Here is an 18,773-nt window from a genome sequence, read left to right on the forward strand (position 1 = left end):
ACCATTATAAAAATGGATGCTCGTTCAACCTGTAAGGCAGTTTCTGATAACACAAACAAGAGCAGAACAACTGCTCATTTCATGCGCTTAACCTATAATCCTTACAGAATGACCGACATCAATACACTCCCTCGTTTGTTAACTTACTATACATGACATTATCATGATATCAATGTAATAAATTTGCCTTATCACGCTATTGCGGATTTCCGATTATATAATCGGCAGTTCAAACTGTCCAACAAATTCCTAATTTTCGCTCAATTTCACTCAGTCTTGTACTCAATGATCAATCCCGCCGCCCAATTAAACAGGAGCGCAGAAAATTGCTCAAACTCAGTCTGCGCCATATTCGGCTGCTGCTTAAGGTTGATGACGGTCTGCAAAATCTCCCGTTCCGGGGGTTGCAGCAAGGGGATCAGCTCCTCCTTTTGCTTTAGGTATGCGCGGGTTTGGTCATAATAGACCGCCTGTACGGTAAAAGCAGCTGATTTATAAAGGTTTTTCAATATATCCACGTCTTTCTCATGCACCATGTTATGTCCACACAGATGGTAGATGTTGCAGGCCCCGATGCGTATGGCGCGGTGAATATCCTCATGATCGATTTGCGGCAGCAGAAAATCAATGCTTCCTAAAACTGGAGTAGTATCATGATAAAACTGGAACAGATCGGAGCGTTCCCAATTCAGCAGCTCCTGTCGGCCGGAGATAAATCCACACACCTTTTCCCGGTTCGGAAGCGTGTCCAGCATAGCGCCGTAGGCTTTCAGATCGCCTGGAGTTACCTGATCCAGTATGACAACCGCGTCAATGTCGCTGTTGACTGTTGCCTCGCCCCGACAATAACTTCCCTGAAGCCCGACAAACTGTAGGCGAGAGGCGAACAGAGCTTTTAACCCGTCCAAATATCCTTTCATCCAAGTGTTTATATTAAAATCCATTCTTTGCTCCTTTGGCTTCATAGTCCCTCTGTTAAACCGGAACTTTACACTTCTCATTATGCTCATCATAGGAATTTATTGAATAAACGAAGTTCGTCTATTGGCATTGGATTCTTTGGCAGAATCTGCTTTATATTCAGTTATGATAATTATGCATCTATAAATTAATATAACTTTTGCAGGTTACTCTGGGCTTTGTAGGGCTATTCCAAAACCAGGGGGGAATTTCAAAAAAGATCATAATCAGAGATTTCATAAAACTAGTTTAAAAATAGGAATATGAAGTTTTAAAGAATTAAAAAGATTAAAACTTCTAAAAAAAATCTTTTTAATGGATTTTAGATGGATTCATCTTCATCCATTGCAAGTCTCATGGTGTCAGGGTCCTGTGGCATGCGGTCAAGGAAGTCCTGAGCTGCACGGCGCACATCTCTTGAACCTATGATGTAACGGCCTACAACTATGATGTCTGCTTTGTTTTCAAGGGCTTTATCCACTCTCTCAGGTGTTATACCGCCTGCAACTGCAACGAGTTTTCCTTTACCGAGAATTTCCTTGATCTGGTTGATGTTACCCCATTCTGTTACTTCACCCAGTTTTTCTCCACGTTCTGCCTTCATGGTTTCAAGGTCCACGTTCCTGTGGAGAAGAACGATGTCAGGTTTGTAGCTTAGGGATTCAAGCTTTTCAACGAACTTTTCAACGTTCATCATGTCAAGTATGGAGTATATTCCCTGTTTCTGTGCTTCGTGGATGGCTTTTTCAATGGATTCAACTGTTCCAAGTCCAGAGATTGCAATTGCATCTGCTGTTTCATCTGCAGCCATTTTAACCTCAATCCTACCGACATCAAGGGTTTTAAGGTCTGCTATTATGAATGCGTCACGTTTAAGTTCTCTGATCTTGCCGATGATTCCAACGCCGAATTTTTTAACCAGAGGAGTTCCAGCTTCTATTAATATTCTCTCCCTGTCAGGGAGGGTGTTTATTATACGTTCCATCTCGTTCATGTTGTCAAGGTCAAGTGCAACCTGCAGGTAAGGTGGGTTCCAGAGTCTGTTGACTTTGAATCCCATTACTGGATGGGTTCCTCTGTCCTTCTCTGCAAGGACCTTCTTGATTGATGGATAGTTCTCCATTGCCCTTTTTATTGCGAGTTTTGTTGCTCCGTAGTTGTACTGGTAGATCTTACGGTAGTCCTCTGCTTCTGGGTGTATGAAGACGTTTGCAATTATCACAAGGTCTTCTGCATCTTCTTCTGGTATTACTCCTTCTGCAACGGAATCAGCAACAGCCCTACCTACAGCAGTCTGGGCTGGGCCGAATATTTTGTCTGCATCTCCAAGACCCCTTACAGTTACCTTTGGTACTATCAAGGTTGCTGGTTTGGTCATTAAGTTCGGTCTAATAACAGATAAAAGTGGTGTGTGTCCCAGGGACATGTCTGCCATGTTGTTGACGAATGCAGCGCCAACAGGGCTGTTTTTATTTCCAATTACTAAATCAACGTGAGCTAATTCATTGCCATTTCCAATTAAGGCTTCCCCTATTTGATACATATTCATTATCCTCCTTTTATAGTCTAAAATAATCTATGATCCCATGAGTATAAATAAATATTTCAACTACCCATTTCAACTCAATCTGAATTTTAAAAAAGTCCTAATTTACCTGGCTCAGGAATTTGGGATGAACTCAAAAATTAGAATTAATAAAAAAAATAATTAAGAGGATTTAATCCTCTAATTTACCTTCAAGGAAGTCTCCGTAGCCCTGAAGGTCAAGCATTCCATGGCCTGAGAAGTTGATGAGAATGTTCTTCTCTTCTCCGGTTTTCCTGCATTTAATTGCTTCGTCCATTCCTACTTTTATGGCGTGGCAGGTTTCAGGTGCAGGTACAACTCCCTCACATTTTGCAAAGGTCTGTCCTGTCTGGAACACTTCTGTCTGTTTGACTGTACGTCCCTTCACGAGTCCCTCGTGCACGAGTAATGCAACCAGAGGAGACATTCCATGGTAACGTAATCCTCCGGCGTGTACTGATGGTGGTATGAAGTCATGGCCCAGTGTGTACATCTTCATTAGAGGTGTTAAACCTTCTGTGTCACCGTAGTCGTATCTGTATTCTCCCTGGGTGAGTGTTGGGCATGATGCAGGTTCCACAGCCAGGAACTCACAGTCCAGGTCTCCGGATATTTTGTCCTTCATGAATGGGAAGGCTGCACCACCGAAGTTACTGCCTCCACCAACGCATCCAACGAGTACGTCAGGTGTTTCATCGATAGATTCAAACTGTTTCTTGGTTTCAAGCCCTATGATGGTCTGATGAAGCAGTACATGGTTCAAAACGCTTCCAAGGGAGTAGTAGGTTTTTTCATCACTTAAAGCATCCTCAACAGCTTCAGATATAGCTATTCCAAGTGAACCTGGGGTGTTTGGATTTTCTGCAAGTACCTTCCTTCCGAATGATGTTTTATCAGTTGGGGAAGCCAGAACTTCTCCATCGTAGAGCTGCATTATAGTTTTCCTGTAAGGTTTCTGCTGGAAGGAAACTTTGACCATGTAAACTGTACAATCAAGTCCCATAAGGGAACATGCAAGGGATAAAGCTGTACCCCATTGTCCTGCACCAGTTTCTGTTGTTAGCCGTTCTATACCATCTTTTTTAGCGTAGTATGCCTGTGCTATGGCACTGTTGAGTTTGTGGCTTCCTGTTGGGGAAAGATCTTCACGTTTGTAGTAGATCTTCGCAGGGGTGTCCAGGTAATCTTCAAGGCCCTTTGCCCTGTAGAGCGGATTTGGCCTGCCCACTTTTTTGTAAACTTCACGAACCTCTTTTGGAATCTCTATCCATCTTTCTGTGGACATTTCCTGTTCTAAAACGCCCTTAGAGAATATTTTTGGTAAGTTTTCAAGCTGACGACCTTCTTCTGTCTGTGTTGGTGCTGGAAGCTCCACAGGCAGGTCTGCGGCCATGTTGTACCATTTTTTTGGAACATCCTTTTCATCTAACATGATTCTGTACATAAAATCACCTTTTTAGGGATGGAATCTTCACAAAGTCCTATTAAGACTCTCTTCATGAATCATTTTATAAACTATTCTTCCATCTCCTTATCTAAACTAAATATATAACAAAATGTATTATTTAAATCTTTATTGTACATATATGTACATTAATTCTTTCACACAGCCATCTATTGGAATGGCTGGTCACGTCATAACACATAATAATGAGTGAATTTTAGAGGGGGAAATATTTAAATGTGTCCATGATCCCAGTTTTCATGATTTTAAATTCCATGATTTAATATTGAATTAGGTACAGATAGATCCCCATGAAGATCTTAACCATCGATGTGGGTGCAGGAACCCAGGACATAATGCTTTACGACACCTCCGAACCCATTGAAAACTCTGTTAAACTGGTTATGCCGTCACCGACGCGGATATTTGCAGAAAGGATAAGAAAACACAGGAACGATCTCTTCATAAAGGGTGAAACAATGGGAGGCGGCCCAATAAACACCGCAATAAAGAACCACCTTGATAAGGGTTACAGGGTGATCATGACCGAGAACGCAGCAAGAACAGTCAGGGACGACCTGAACCGCGTGAAGGCCATGGGCATTGAAGTGGTCCCGGAGGGGGAGAAACACCCTGAAATAGCTAAAATGGAATTTAAGGATATAGATCTTGAGGCAATAGGTTCAGCACTATCCAACTTCGATGTTGAACTGGAATTCGATTACATTGGAGTTGCAGTTCAGGATCATGGATACATGGAGGGTGTTGGGGATAGAAACTTCAGATTCATGAAGATAAGGGAAAAACTGGATGTTCCACGTGGCCCTGAAGAATTCGCCTACTTCAATGAGGCACCTGAATACTTCACAAGGATGAATGCTGTTTTCAGGACACTTAAAGGCTACAAAACAACCGTGATGGACTCCAAATTTGCATCCATCTGCGGTGCAACCTGCGACGAACAGGTTGAATCTATGGAGAAGTTCATAGTAATGGACGTTGGAAATGGCCACACACTTGCAGCTGCATTCGATGGAGAAAAGATGTTCGGAGTGTTTGAACATCACACCAGTGCACTGACACCTGAAAAACTGGATTACCTCCTTAAGAAACTTGCAGATGGAACCCTGACCCATGAGGAGGTTCATGCAGATGGAGGCCATGGAGCACTCATCAACGATGCAATTGGAGACTTTGAATGTGTGGTTGCAACCGGACCGAGGAGGAAGATCCTTCAGAACGCTGATTTCAAGGTTCACTACGCAGCCCCAGCAGGGGACGTTATGATGACTGGACCTGCAGGCCTCATAAAAACCATACTCTCAAAGCAGGTCTAATTAATCTCAAAGCAAGTCTATTTGAAGTAAATCAAGAAGTAAATCAAATTTTCTTAAAATTAAAATATAAATTAAAAAGGTCTAATTAATAAAAGAAATAAATCCATAATACTGACTTAAAATATATTTAAATTACAAATTTCACTTAAAATAAATAAAATAGTTAAAATTAAAGATATTAATTCATTCAGGATGGTAACATGATACTGGACCCCCACATACACAGCACATATTCAAAGGATTCCACAGCAAAGCCCAGGGACATAATCAAGAGGGCAATCACCATAGGGCTGGATGCAATTGCAGTGGCAGACCACGACACAACCAAAGGTGGGCTTGCTGCCCTAGAAGAGTCGAAGGATTTCAAAGACATCCTTGTGATACCTGCAGCAGAGGTAACCTCCAGCAAGGGGCACATTGTTGCACTGGGCATAAGGGAAGATGTTGAAAGGGGAATGTCCCCCGAAAAAACAGTTGAAGCCATTCGCGACCTTGGGGGTATTGCAGTTGCTGCACACCCATTCGTCAAGTACAGGGACGGGCTATGTGATCATGTGAAGAAGCTTGACATAGATGCTATAGAGACCATGAACTCCCGTTACGTTTTTGGATACTCAAACTGGCGTGCTAAAAACCTTGCAGCCAAAAGGGAACTTCCCCAGATAGGTTCAAGCGATGCACATTTCCTGGGGGCAATAGGAAGCTGCATAACCGATGTTGATTCTGATCCATCTGAAAGTGAAGTACTAAAAGCCATAAAAGCTGGAAAAACCAATGTATTCGGTGATAGGACTCCTCTTCCACTCATAGTCAAGGAAGTTATAAACAAGAAGATCAAGAAGCTTTAAGGATCAGGTTCCATCAAACACCTCCATTTTTAATAATTTCAGTTGATGGTTAGGCTTAATACGATAGACCACCAACATTTATCCATGATCCTTGATTTCATAAGGGAATACTTCATCTACCTGCACCCTGGCTACACAGTTCTGAACACAGTTGTATTCGGGATAATACTTGGCATATTCGTTATTCTGATTATAAAAATGTTCCAGCACATAAAAAAGGATCCAGAAGACCTTTTCATACCTTTAATACCATTCATATTCTTTGGTTCAGGTGCAAGGGCCCTGGTTGACAATGGAATCTACCCATTAACCTACATCCTTGTCACCCCGGGAATCTACTTTTTAACAGGATTCACAGCTATTGCAACGGTGCTTGCATCGGTTTACATAGAAAAAAAGACGAATATTGATTACAGGTACACAATATTCACAGTTGGGGCTTTGATGTGCGTGCCCAACATCTTTTACATGGGACCAATTAACTTCACGGCGTTCTTCCAGGTTATAGGTATATGGGCGCTCATATCAGCACCATTTGTACTTCTAAGGAATAAATGGTCCTTAATCAAAGATAAATTTAATCTGGGCATACTTTTGGCCCATATCTTTGATGCAAGTTCCACCTACATTGCAGTTGACTTCTATGGATACGGAGAGCAGCACGTACTCCCAAATGCCCTCACCCAGCTTACAGGAACAGCTTTCGTGATGTACCCGTTGAAGATAGTCATTATAATATCTGCACTGTATGTTATAGATACTTACATTGAGGATAAAACCATAAGGAACATGTTGAAGCTTGCAATATTCATTTTGGGTCTTGCTCCTGGTTTGAGAAATTTCCTGAGCCTCAGCATGGGAACCTTCTAACAACAATTTTTTTATCTAGGAGCTACGATCAATATAATACTAATGTCAAACCAAATGAGGTCTTTTAATGTATATAGAAACGGTAAAAAAGACAATGAATCTACCTGAAAAGGTAAGAATATTCGATACAACTCTAAGAGATGGAGAACAAACACCCGGTGTTGCAATAACAGTTGATGAAAAGATAAGAATTGCAAAAAAATTGGACAAACTGGGCGTTGACACAATAGAAGTGGGATTTCCAGTTTCATCACCTGGTGAACGAAAAGCAGCACGTGAAATACTTAAACTAGATTTAAACTCCAGTATCTGCGGTTTGGCAAGACCCCTGAAGAAAGATTTAGATGCAGCCATTGACTGTGGAGTTGACTACATACACACCTTCATAGGAACCTCCCCCCTCCACAGGGAGTACAAGCTCAAAATGAGCAAGGAAGAGATCCTTAACAAAGCTGTTGAAGGGGTTGAATACATAAAGGATCATGGTATAACAGCAGAATTTTCAGCTGAAGATGCCACAAGAACAGAATTCGACTACTTGAAGGAGATCTACACTGCAGTGGAGGATGCAGGTGCAGACTGTATAAACGTGCCTGACACAGTTGGTGTCATGATACCAACCTCAATGAACTACCTCATATCTGAGCTTAAGCAGGAGATCAACATTCCCATAAGTGTGCACTGTCATGATGACTTCGGACTGGCAGTTGCAAACTCCCTGGCTGCAGTTGAAGCAGGTGCCCAGCAGGTGCACGCAACCATCAACGGACTGGGGGAACGTGCAGGAAACGCATCCCTTGAAGAACTTGTAATGGCACTCACAACCCGGTACAATATCAAGACCAACATCCAGACCGAACTCCTGGTTGACATGTCAGAATTCGTATCCAGGATCACGGGTATAAAGATGCCTCCAAACAAGGCCATCGTTGGAGAAAATGCATTCGCACATGAGGCAGGTATCCACGTCCATGGAGTGCTCCAAAAAGCTGAAACATACGAGCCAATAACCCCTGAAATGGTCGGACACACAAGGAGAATAGTTCTGGGAAAACACACAGGTGCAAATGCAATAAGGGCAAAACTCGATGAATACGGAATAGAACTAAACGAGGAACAGTTCGAAAGGGTTTTCAATCAGGTTAAAAGTCTTGGAGATAAGGGTAAATGTATTACAGATGCTGATCTGAAGGCAATGGCTCAAACAGTCCTTGGAAAAGCCAAGAAAGAGATAGTGAAACTTGAAGGATTCTCAGTGATGACAGGGGACAACGTGCTTCCAACTGCAACAGTCAAGCTCAACATAGGCGGACAAACAAAAACCGCTGCAAAAACTGGAGTTGGCCCTGTTGATGCAGCCATAAATGCAATACAAAGCCTTGTAAGTGAAAGTGCAGACATAGAACTCAAGGAGTACCACATTGAAGCCATAACCGGTGGTACAAATGCACTGGCTGAAGTTTTCGTTATAATGGGTGATAAAAAGGGTAACAAAGCAACAGGAAGATCAACAGTTGACGACGTGGTAATGGCCAGCGTGGAAGCTGTTCTGGATTCCATAAACAAGATCCTTGTTGAACGATAATTAAATAAGAACACTCTTAAATAAAATGTTACAATAGATTTCAGTAGTCATTTAAAAAATTGAGAGGGGATGCAGTTGGGTGATGCAAAGATTTTGGTTGTTGAGGATGAACTTATTACAGCAGAAGACATAAAGAGCGGGCTTGAATTTGCAGGGTACACTGTTCCTGCAATCGTTTCATCAGGTGAAGATGCCATAGAAAAGGCAGGGGAACTGAAACCCGACCTCGTGCTCATGGACATAAAGTTAAAGGGAGAAATGGATGGAATCGAAGCTGCAGGTCAGATAAGGGTGCGCTACGACATTCCAGTTATATACCTCACTGCCTATTCAGATGAAACTACTGTTCAACGAGCCAAGGTAACAGAACCCTCAGGATACATACTCAAAGAGAGAACTGGGTTGATAAAGAAGCCATTTGAGGAAAGTGAGCTTCACACGGCCATAGAAATAACCCTGTACAGGCACAAGATAGAGAAGGATCATGACAGGCTCTTCTCTGCAATGCTTGGAAGTATAAACCAGGGTATCATAGCAACGGATTCAGATGGCAGGATCAAACTGGTGAATGAGAATGCTGAATCTCTAATTGGATGGAAGGAATCTGAAGTAGTTGGTAAGGATTTGAAGGATTTTTTAGAAGATTTTAATGACTTAACATCCTTTAAGGAAAAAGTCTCTTCAAACGATGGGGCAGAATTTAAGAACATTGAAGTGGTATCCAAAGACGGATCCAAAGTGTCTCTTAAGGGAAAAGTGGCAGTTATAAAGGATGAAAATGGAGAAGAAGATGGGTTCATCGTAACCTTCAGCAGGTCCTAGGCAGAATCTTTTTTCACCCACAAAAAGATTATTCTACACTCCCTTTAAAGGAGGGATCATCAGCCTTAATCCTTCAAAAATAATATTTCCCCTTAATGGACTTTTTTTATTCAATTTTTCACCTTGCATAGTTTTCATGGAATATTTCATTCTTGAGCTTTAAAATTGGATGGTGATTGATTTAAATAGCTCTCCAGAAAATCCATCTCTTTTTACATTCCCTGAGCACCTATACATGCTGAACAAAAGACATAACACAAGATATATATAATATTAAAAAGATTAAAGAAAGTAGTGTATTCTTTGGAGGTTAAAGTGATGTCAGAGGAAAATGTTGTATACATTGGAAACAAACCGGTAATGAACTATGTTTTAGCAGTCGTAACCCAGATGAATGGCGGAACTACAGAGGTTATTTTAAAAGCCAGGGGACGAGCCATAAGCAGGGCAGTTGACGTTGCTGAGATTGTAAGGAACAGGTTCATAACCGACGTAGATATTGGAACCATAGACATATGTACTGAGGAAATCCTTAACAACGAAGGATCATCCACAAACGTTTCTGCCATTGAAATACAGCTTTGCAAGAACTAAATCAGTGTAAGAAACCCCCAATGAAACCATCAGGTTTCATTTTTTTTAAAGTTGAAGATTCAATCTCCATAATTCGTGTGCTGTTTTTTGAAATTCTCCTTTTAGGGCACATACAACTGAATACACGTTAAAAAAACAAATACGCCCTTCAAATTTCACTTTTTCACTAACTTAAATCTTCACGCATTAATCAAGTTTTAAAAATAATTTGAAGAAACTTAACACTTTAAACAATTTTTAAAGATTAAAATGGGAATTTTAGAAGCGTTTGCCGTTTTAATGTTTGTTTATCCTATTTTAAAAACCATAAAATGGATTTCATTTTAGTTATATAAAAATAAAAAAATTAAGAGGTTTAAAAACCTCTATTTCTTCTTCCTTCCTCCAAGCTTCCTCAAAACAATGAGTACAGCTATCAACACGATTGCTCCACCCACTATGTAGTATGCGAAGATCGATGTTGGGGCACTCTCCTTGTCGATGTTCAGAGCGTAAAGGTATCCATCATTACTACCCATGTAAGCCATGTTACCATAGGTAACAGGGGATGAACGGATTGGAGAGTTTAAAAGGTAGTATCCTGGTTCATAGCTCCACTCCTCATTACCTGTGTACTTGTTCAGAACGTAAACGGTTCCACCATCTGATCCAAACATGATCCTGTTTGAGTAGAGTGCAGGGGTTGTTTTAACAGCACCTGTGGCATTGTAGGTCCATTTTTCAGTTCCATCCCTGGTGTCAAGGCATGCAACTTCACCATTATCGGCGCCTACAAATAAACTGTTGTCCCTTTCATCGATGGTTGGGGAAGATTCAACTGATTTGCCCATATCGTAGGTCCATTCAAGGGATCCATCGGTTGCATTCAATGCGTAAAGGGTTCCATCATCGGATCCAACGTAGAGAGTTCCATTTGAAAGTGCAGGTGATGATTTAACATTATCTCCAGTTGTGAAATCCCATTCTTCGCTTCCATTTTTGGTGTTTATGGCGTAAACCTTACCGTCGTCTGATCCAACGTAGAGAGTTCCATTTAATATTGTGGGTGATGATGTAACTGCATCTCCAGTTTTAAAGCTCCATAAAAGGTTTCCATCTTCAGAATCGAGTGCGTATACCTTTCCATCATTGGATCCTACGTAAACATTTGAACCGTCCACTGCAGGGGAGGATTCTATACCATCATCGGTTTTATACTTCCATTTAACAGTACCGTTTGCAGTGTACTCGGCGTAAAGGTACCCGTCCATTGAACCGATGTAAAGGGTGCTGTTAGCTACTGCAGGGGATGATAAAACCTTTCCCCCTGTTTTATAGGTCCAGTTACTTGTACCATTCACAAGGTAAACTGCATGAACTGTTCCATCCAGCGATCCAAAGTAGATTATCTTGTTGAGTATGGCTGGAGATGATTGTATTGCTGATTTTGCATTGAAGATCCATGTGTTCGGGGAAAAATCAGCAGGCTGTGCAACGGAACCTGTGTGCAGCAAATTTTCATGGAACATGGTCCAGTCAGAAGCTGCAGCAGGTGCAGCTGAAGCGGTACCTGCTAAGACACATACCATGAGAAATCCTATTAAAATACTCTTTTTTTCAAGCATATCAATTGTACTCCTGTAATATTAATTGTAACTATTTTTTTCAGTTACAACTGTACTTAATCATTTTAATTCATTTTTAAATCATTGAACTGGTTTTTTCACATTCAAAGTTAGATCGTACAGGGATCAAACATCCCTGTTGAACCTTCTAACTCCCAGTGCGAAGAAGAGCAGTGTGAAACCGAGCAGAACAGCTATGTCGATCCATACTCCTCCAATACCCACTCCCTTAAGCATAACTGCCCTCATTGCATCGTTTGCATAGGTCAGTGGGAATATGTATGCTATCTTCTGGAATACCCATGGCATCGTTTCTATTGGATAGAAAACCCCTGAAACGAACATCATTGGCATTGTGAATGGCATGACGATCTGAATGTAGTCCTCCTGACTGTTCACCCTTGCAGATATCATTATTCCAAATCCAACGAAACACAGCACCGACAGGACCAGTATCAGTAGTGTAAGCAATATGCTTCCGTTAATGGTAATGCTGAAGAGAACCATTGCTGCCACTATTAGTATCAGCGCTCTAAAGGTTTCTATTGTGAGCTTGGATATGATTTTACCACCAATAACACTTGCAACACTTGTAGGGGTCATGAAAAGTCTTGCAAGTTCTCCTCTCTCACGTTCACCGGCTATTGATTCTCCCATACCCATCATGGCTGAGAACATGACCGTCATGGCCAGTATAGCTGGTACAAGGAAGTCTATGTATTTAATATCACCGTAAAGCTTGTTTATCTCGAAGTTAACGGAGTTCATCATATTCTGGATGCTTAAAGTGCTTAATCCTGAACTGGATGCGTTGACGCCTGTTGACTGCACCTGTAACTGGGAACTACCAGTCGCAGCTGAGATCTTCTGCATACCGATCTGGTTTGATATCTGGGTGAAAAGCGCCTGGGTTGTAGGTACGAGGGACTGGGTTGCCATCTGATCCGACGAATCAACGTAGGTGATCACCGTCTTTGGCTGTTGACTCGTCATGTTCTCATAATCACTCGGCAGGATTATGGCAGCCTTAACCTTCCCAGTTTCAACCATACGTTTTCCTTCATTGGGATCCGTTATTATCCCCTTTACATCGTACAGATCCACACCTTTAATTGCATTCAGTGTAGCATCAGTCACTGTGCCGTTGCTCTGTGTAACAACAACCACAGGAATGTTTTTAATTTCTCCCCCCATTCCATAGCCGAAGAGAGCTATCATGAGTATGGGAAATAGGAACAATGATATTAAACGTGGTTTATGTCTCCAGAGGACCAGTATGTCCTTCTTGATCATCCACATTATCTTCTTGGTTTCCAAATTACTCACCTTCCATTTTTTTAGAGGTAACACTCATGAACACGTCCTCAAGGGATGGATCCTTCGTGTGTATGGATGTTATCTTTCCGCCGTGTTCTATTATGGTGGCTATCAGATCCGTGATACTGTCATCTGTCTTGCTTATGGACAGGGTTACCCTTTCAGAATGGTCCTTGTACATTTCAAAGACGTATGGAAGTTCTTCAATGGTTTTCATTATTTCTGGACTTAAATTACTCATCATAACACTTATTTCTCGTGTATTTTCTTTTTCATACGTTGACATGGCTTCTTTAAGTTTTCCGAATGAATCTGTTTCTTTCATGGAACTTTCACTTTCAAGGTCCTTCATGATCTGGCTGATGTTCGCATCACCTTCAGCATCCTTCTCTCTCATCATGGTATCCTTAAGTCCCTGTGGGGTGTCGAATGCAGCCAGTTTACCTGCGTTTATGATACCCACGTTGTCGCAGAGCATCTCAACTTCGTACATATCGTGGGAGCAAAGGATTATGGTATGGCCCTTGTTGTTCAGCTCCTCTATAAGGTCCCAAAGAACTCTTTTGGTTGTTGGATCAAGTCCAATGGTTGGTTCGTCCAGGAAGAGAATGTCTGGCTGGTGAACAAGGCTTGCAACAACTGAAACCTTCTGCTTCTGACCTCCAGAAAGCTGTTTCACAAGCTTCTTCTCAGCGTACTTGATATCAACAAGTTCCATCAGGTCCACTATTCTGTCTTCCTTGATGTCTTCATCGATTCCATAGTAATCTGCACACATTTCCACGTTCTCCCTGACGGTTAAATCACCGTAGAGACTCACAAGCTGTGGAACCATACCGATCTTCTGCCTTACTTCATTTGGATTTTTGACAACATCGTATCCAGATACCTGGGCGGTTCCAGAAGTGGGCTGAATGAGACAGTTAAGCATCTTTATGGTGGTTGTTTTTCCCGCCCCATTTGGGCCTAAAAATCCAAATATGCTCTTGTCCTTAACCTTCAAATTCAAGGCATCAACTGCTAAAAAGTCCTTGTATCTCTTGGTAAGATCGAAGGTTTCTATAGCGTATTTCATAATTAAAAGTCCTCCTCTTCCTTCTTGATGAACATATCACCTAAAAATTCTTCTTTATACGGTGTTAAATGACATTTAAAAATTTTTTTCAGTCTAACGAGGGTTGCTTCACCATTTTCAGTGATTTCGTAATATTTTATCTTTCTTTTACCCTGAGATTCCCATGTACCTTTTATAAGTCCTTTACCTTCAAGTTCATGGAGTACCGGATATATGGTACTTGGGCCACTCACTTTTCCAGCATTTGAATGGGAAAAATCGTTTATTTTGCTCATTATTTCGTATCCATGCTGTCTCTCTTTGCCGATTATCCACAGTATGAACAGTTTACTGAATCCCCTCATTACCCCTTTCAAAATTTTTTTATCGTAGTTCAAAAGCTCCTTCAAATCATCACAATTTAAAACTTTATCATTGTCTTCAGAACTCACTCAATTCCTCCTTTAAGGGCTAAAAATCCCTTGTAGGATCTTTCATTCAATAGTTGAATTTTAGATATATCAAAATTTGATACATCTAACGTAGTCTTACGTAGTATATAAAGGGTTGGGTGCAGACCTTCAGAGGATCGCAGGTTCAATCCCCAACATGCGAACTTTTTTTCTATTTTAAATCCAATGCTTCCCCTAATTGTTATCCTTAGCAACTGAAGATCGAAGCACCCCACTTAAAATCTTAGGTAACCCTAATTAGGTAAACCTAACATTTTTTTCATATATAAAATTTGTGCATACTGGAAAAAAAGAGTGAATTGAGTTAAGAGGTAAATCTAAAATTTGAAAAAGAAGATTAATCTCTAAAAAAATTTCTAAAAAATCCTTTTCTAAAAAATCCTTCAAACAAAACAGGATTCCTCTATATCCAATTTTTTAAATCAAAATTTAAATTAAACAAATAAAAACTCATCAAAAAATAAATTAGAAGATTTCACATCTTTTTACCGAAATCTTTCATCATCTCAACGACATCCAGTTTATCCTCAGGTTTTGGGGGATTTTTATGGCCGTTGATTAATGTGTAGGCAAATGAAGCTCCCACAGCTCCGAATAAAACTGCAATGGCCTTCTGGAAGTTTTGTCCAGGCATCTTGGTGCCTACAGAGTAACCCATCCAGAGCAGTACCTCCCATGCAAGGAATGTTACAACCACGAAGGTGATGGCTCCGAGTACGATTCCTAGAATCACTTTTCTATCCATTCTATCACGCTACTGAACTTAATAAATGTATACTCCTCTCTTAATTCCATAATTTAATAATTCCATAATTAATCTCTTATCCTGATCTAAGATTTATCCATATCTTTGATCTCCATTGGTTGTTAAGATATCCTTCCCACATCAGTATATAATATCCCATCATCATAACAAGAATTGAAAAATAATAAATTAGGTAGGAACATAAACTCTTAAATACTAATAAATTTTCTGGAAACGTTTTAAGGGGTTTGATAACATTAAAATCGGATTCTCAACGCTTGCACTTTTTGTAAAGTCCTTTGAGGAATGGCTTCAGACTGCAGAGAAGGATGGATTCAGCATGATGGAGATCCTGTGCGAAGGACCGTGGACCTGGCCAAGAAACGCCCTGAACCTTTACAGGGATGACCTACAGATATTCAGATCCTACGATGTGGATGTTTACCTCCACGCCCCGACCATAGACATGAACCCTGCAAGTCTGAACACAGGAATCAGGGAGGAAACCCTGCGCCAGATCAAGGAAACCATTGATATGGCGGTTGAAATCGATGCCATTGCCATAACAACACATCCTGGTTTAATTCATCGTCTTGAAGATAGAGTTAGGGATATGGGGATGAAACTGGCCATTGAAACCCTTCAGGAGGCAGTAAAATATGCAGAGGATAGGGGAGTGATACTCTCTTTGGAGAACATGCCTGCAAGGTACGCCTACTTCTGCAACAGTCCCGATGAACACCAGTACTTCCTGGATGAATGTGGTTGCCGTGCAACTGTTGACATAGGCCATGCCAACACCTTTGGTGACCCTGGAAAGTTTCTTGAACTTGATGGAATATTCTACCACCACCTGAGTGACAACGATGGAGAGAGGGATCAGCACCTTGCCCTGGGGGAGGGAACACTGGATTTGAAGGTACTTCACGGCCTGGACAATATCATAATTGAACTCAACAACTATCAGAACGTTTTAAAAAGCAGGGAAGTTCTTTTAAAGAATTTTTAAAGTTTTTAAATTTAATTTAAAGTTAAAAATAAAGGAATGTAAGCAAATTAAAGGCATTTCTTTATTATACTGATCGGGGGATAAAAAAATGGCGAGCAAGGTTTACTTCACGGATTTCAGGTCAAGGACTCCTGAGGACAGTAAGGTGAATAAGATAAGAAGGCTTTTTGAAGCTGCGGGATTTGCAGAAATGCTCCGGGAAGATGACATAACTGGGGTTAAGCTGCACTTCGGTGAGGAGGGAAACGATTCCTATATCAATCCTGTTTTTGTAAGGCAAGTTGTTGATAAAATAGCTGAAACCGGTGCCAAACCATTCTTAACAGACACCAACACCCTTTACTATGGAAGCAGGCACGACTCTGTTGGGCACACAAAAACAGCGGTGCTCCATGGATTTGACTTCGCTGTTGCAGGGGCGCCCCTGATAATAGCTGATGGGCTCAGGGGAGGTAACTGGAGGCACGTGGAAGTGGAACTTAAACACTTCAAAAGGGTTAAAATTGCAGGGGATATTGAAGATTCCGACAGCATGATGGTTCTATCCCACTTCAAGGGCCATGGAATGAGCGGATTTGGAGGGGCCATAAAGAACCTTGCAATGGGCTGTGCCGCAGCCCCTGGAAAAATAGAACAGCACGAATGTGCCAAGCCACTTATCAACGAACTCTGCACTGGCTGTGGAACGTGCATCCAGCTCTGTCCAGTTGATGCGATGATCCTTGAAGATCAAATGGCGATTATAGACTATGGGGGCTGTATAGGATGCAACAACTGTGTGGACAACTGCCCTGAGATGGCAATAGATCTTCCATGGGATGAAATGGAAACCTTCATGGAGAGAATGGTTGAATACGCCTACGGAGCCGTTAAAAACAAGAAAGGTAAAGTTGGATACATTAACTTCCTCATGAACATAACTCCAGACTGTGACTGCCTCCCATGGAGCGACAGACCAATAGTGCCAGATATAGGGATACTGGCTTCATCAGATCCCGTTGCACTTGATGCTGCAAGCTATGACCTCGTAAATCAGGAGAATGGCTTTGAAAACTCCCACCTCCACAAGAATCATCAGCACGGTGGAGACAAGTTCCAGGGTGTTTGGGATGAAGTGGATGGAAGGGTGCAGATCCAGTACGGTGAAGCAGTTGGACTTGGAACTGCAGACTACGAACTGATAAAACTACCTTAAATACATTTTTATCTTTAATTACTTATTTTTAATTCTTAATGCAATATTTTAATGGTTAATGGAAGATTTCGACCCTCCGAATTTTTTCTACAGTAGAAATATTTTCTTTCAAATCATGGTTTCACATAAGAGTTCAGAACCCCTGCCTGAAACCCTAATTTCTACAGTAGAAAATTGAACTGAAAGGATCACATGGAAAATCTTTAAAAATGAACAAAAATCCATTAAAACTCAATTTAAATCTTTATAAAGAGTATAGTGGGCTAAAGAAGTTAGAAATCAATTTCCAGTATGTCCCTGATGTTCTCCACAACCACGTCTGCAGCGTCAAAAACCCTCTGGGGTGTTTCGTCACCCTGCTGCACAGTCAGAACTCCAACATCTGCCTCTTCAAGTGCAAGAATGTCGTTTGCGCTGTTTCCAACCATCATAACCTTGTAGTTCTCTTTCAGCTCCGCCACGATCTCTTTCTTCCTCTTGGAGTTGGCTGTGCCAAATACATTCTCCTTTGGAATATTTATGAACCGTGCAAGTTCCTCAAGGGATCCTGTCCTGTCTCCAGATGCAACGAAGATATCTGTACCTCTATTTTTAAGCTCTTGAATAACATCAGGAACTTCGTTGAAGAGTTTCCCGCCAGCGGTTATTGTAAACTCAACTTCACCCCTTTCAAGGTTCACTATAAATCCTGATCCACTGCATATCTGAACGTTGTACTTTCTCTCAACAACTGCATCCAGTGTGTCCACTATATCCTTAACACGTCCTTTATCATTTTTTATGGCCTCAAGAAGGTCCTCATTTGCAACGTCCCTGGATGAGTAACTCACATCGAACTTGACATCATGTTTCTTAAGGAAATCGTGTATGGTCTGGTCAGGTCTGGCCCTGACTATGCAATTTAATGGATCGGTCTGGAGCACCACCAGGGCCCTCTCATGATCGTAGTCCACAACATCAATTGAACTCACGTCGTGGCATATAACACCATTTTTAAGGTTCTTGATGGCCTTGTACCTTTTAATAAGTGTTCCTGAGTTATCGAAGACAACGGCTTTCATACTATCAACTGAAATAATGTTGTTGGTTTAATACATTAAATTTGTGGTGCTAACTCAGGTAGTATTGAAAATTCCATAGAAAGTATGATAAACCTTAAAAATATTTAAAACTGTTAAAATCTTTTAAATTTAATATTAACAATTTAAATTATTCAAAAATATTTATATTCCTTTATATTATTTTTAATTATCTATAAAACCAATAATAAATCTTATTTTTGAATTAAAACTAATTTAAACTCTTTTTGAAAAATATTTTTTGTGACAATGCTCACAAAAATCCTTTCC

At 40.9% G+C, this 18,773-nt stretch carries 17 protein-coding genes; 8 read left to right on the plus strand and 9 right to left on the minus strand.

What is annotated here, in order from left to right; all coding sequences use genetic code 11:
- Positions 1-266: 266 nt before the first annotated feature.
- The 3 genes from MCBB_RS00095 to MCBB_RS00105 all read right to left on the minus strand — a co-directional run bounded on the left by MCBB_RS00095 (position 267) and on the right by MCBB_RS00105 (position 3,971).
- A complete protein-coding gene (locus MCBB_RS00095) occupies positions 267-965 on the minus strand; it encodes a nucleotidyltransferase domain-containing protein (protein WP_197668941.1) in 699 nt (232 codons plus the stop codon).
- Between the two features lie 317 nt (positions 966-1,282).
- On the minus strand, positions 1,283-2,503 hold the full coding sequence (locus tag MCBB_RS00100) for a bifunctional 5,6,7,8-tetrahydromethanopterin hydro-lyase/3-hexulose-6-phosphate synthase (RefSeq protein ID WP_071905698.1): 1,221 nt from the start codon (positions 2,501-2,503) through the stop codon (positions 1,283-1,285).
- A 175-nt stretch (positions 2,504-2,678) separates the two neighbouring features.
- On the minus strand, positions 2,679-3,971 hold the full coding sequence (locus tag MCBB_RS00105) for a TrpB-like pyridoxal phosphate-dependent enzyme (protein ID WP_071905699.1): 1,293 nt from the start codon (positions 3,969-3,971) through the stop codon (positions 2,679-2,681).
- A 311-nt stretch (positions 3,972-4,282) separates the two neighbouring features.
- On the opposite strand from MCBB_RS00105, the gene MCBB_RS00110 reads away from it, so the two are divergent.
- The 6 genes from MCBB_RS00110 to albA all read left to right on the plus strand — a co-directional run bounded on the left by MCBB_RS00110 (position 4,283) and on the right by albA (position 10,027).
- The gene (locus MCBB_RS00110) at positions 4,283-5,308 is read left to right on the plus strand and encodes a DUF1786 domain-containing protein (RefSeq protein ID WP_071905700.1); all 1,026 of its coding nucleotides are present in this window, start codon (positions 4,283-4,285) and stop codon (positions 5,306-5,308) included.
- Between the two features lie 200 nt (positions 5,309-5,508).
- Positions 5,509-6,156 (plus strand): PHP domain-containing protein, encoded by a 648-nt coding sequence (locus tag MCBB_RS00115; protein WP_071905701.1) that lies wholly within the window; start codon positions 5,509-5,511, stop codon positions 6,154-6,156.
- 84 nt (positions 6,157-6,240) lie between these two features.
- Positions 6,241-7,026: a DUF63 family protein gene (locus tag MCBB_RS00120; RefSeq protein WP_071905702.1), complete on the plus strand. Its 786-nt coding sequence runs from the start codon at positions 6,241-6,243 to the stop codon at positions 7,024-7,026.
- A 67-nt stretch (positions 7,027-7,093) separates the two neighbouring features.
- Positions 7,094-8,611, plus strand: coding sequence for a 2-isopropylmalate synthase (locus MCBB_RS00125; RefSeq protein WP_071905703.1), 1,518 nt, complete (start codon positions 7,094-7,096; stop codon positions 8,609-8,611).
- 75 nt (positions 8,612-8,686) lie between these two features.
- Positions 8,687-9,433: an ATP-binding response regulator gene (locus MCBB_RS00130; protein WP_145975974.1), complete on the plus strand. Its 747-nt coding sequence runs from the start codon at positions 8,687-8,689 to the stop codon at positions 9,431-9,433.
- Between the two features lie 318 nt (positions 9,434-9,751).
- Positions 9,752-10,027 (plus strand): DNA-binding protein Alba, encoded by a 276-nt coding sequence (gene albA, locus MCBB_RS00135; RefSeq protein ID WP_071905705.1) that lies wholly within the window; start codon positions 9,752-9,754, stop codon positions 10,025-10,027.
- 365 nt (positions 10,028-10,392) lie between these two features.
- On the opposite strand, the gene MCBB_RS00140 is transcribed toward albA, so the two are convergent.
- The 5 genes from MCBB_RS00140 to MCBB_RS00160 all read right to left on the minus strand — a co-directional run bounded on the left by MCBB_RS00140 (position 10,393) and on the right by MCBB_RS00160 (position 15,220).
- On the minus strand, positions 10,393-11,631 hold the full coding sequence (locus MCBB_RS00140; protein WP_071905706.1) for a beta-alanine-activating enzyme beta-propeller domain-containing protein: 1,239 nt from the start codon (positions 11,629-11,631) through the stop codon (positions 10,393-10,395).
- A gap of 126 nt (positions 11,632-11,757) precedes the next feature.
- The gene (locus MCBB_RS00145; RefSeq protein ID WP_071907933.1) at positions 11,758-12,930 is read right to left on the minus strand and encodes an ABC transporter permease; all 1,173 of its coding nucleotides are present in this window, start codon (positions 12,928-12,930) and stop codon (positions 11,758-11,760) included.
- Between the two features lie 19 nt (positions 12,931-12,949).
- Positions 12,950-14,023, minus strand: a complete 1,074-nt coding sequence (locus MCBB_RS00150; RefSeq protein WP_071905707.1) for an ATP-binding cassette domain-containing protein — start codon at positions 14,021-14,023, stop codon at positions 12,950-12,952.
- 2 nt (positions 14,024-14,025) lie between these two features.
- Entirely contained in the window at positions 14,026-14,454 is a 429-nt protein-coding gene (locus MCBB_RS00155; protein WP_231916373.1) for a PadR family transcriptional regulator, read from the minus strand.
- A gap of 496 nt (positions 14,455-14,950) precedes the next feature.
- Positions 14,951-15,220 (minus strand): hypothetical protein, encoded by a 270-nt coding sequence (locus MCBB_RS00160; RefSeq protein WP_071905708.1) that lies wholly within the window; start codon positions 15,218-15,220, stop codon positions 14,951-14,953.
- Between the two features lie 262 nt (positions 15,221-15,482).
- On the opposite strand from MCBB_RS00160, the gene MCBB_RS00165 reads away from it, so the two are divergent.
- Complete coding sequence (locus MCBB_RS00165) at positions 15,483-16,229, plus strand: sugar phosphate isomerase/epimerase family protein (protein ID WP_331709809.1); 747 nt, start codon at positions 15,483-15,485, stop codon at positions 16,227-16,229.
- A gap of 88 nt (positions 16,230-16,317) precedes the next feature.
- Positions 16,318-17,424: a DUF362 domain-containing protein gene (locus MCBB_RS00170; protein ID WP_071905710.1), complete on the plus strand. Its 1,107-nt coding sequence runs from the start codon at positions 16,318-16,320 to the stop codon at positions 17,422-17,424.
- A gap of 272 nt (positions 17,425-17,696) precedes the next feature.
- On the opposite strand, the gene MCBB_RS00175 is transcribed toward MCBB_RS00170, so the two are convergent.
- Positions 17,697-18,485, minus strand: coding sequence for an HAD family hydrolase (locus MCBB_RS00175; protein WP_071905711.1), 789 nt, complete (start codon positions 18,483-18,485; stop codon positions 17,697-17,699).
- Positions 18,486-18,773: the final 288 nt, after the last annotated feature.

This window comes from Methanobacterium congolense, from assembly GCF_900095295.1.
Lineage (GTDB): Archaea > Methanobacteriota > Methanobacteria > Methanobacteriales > Methanobacteriaceae > Methanobacterium_C > Methanobacterium_C congolense.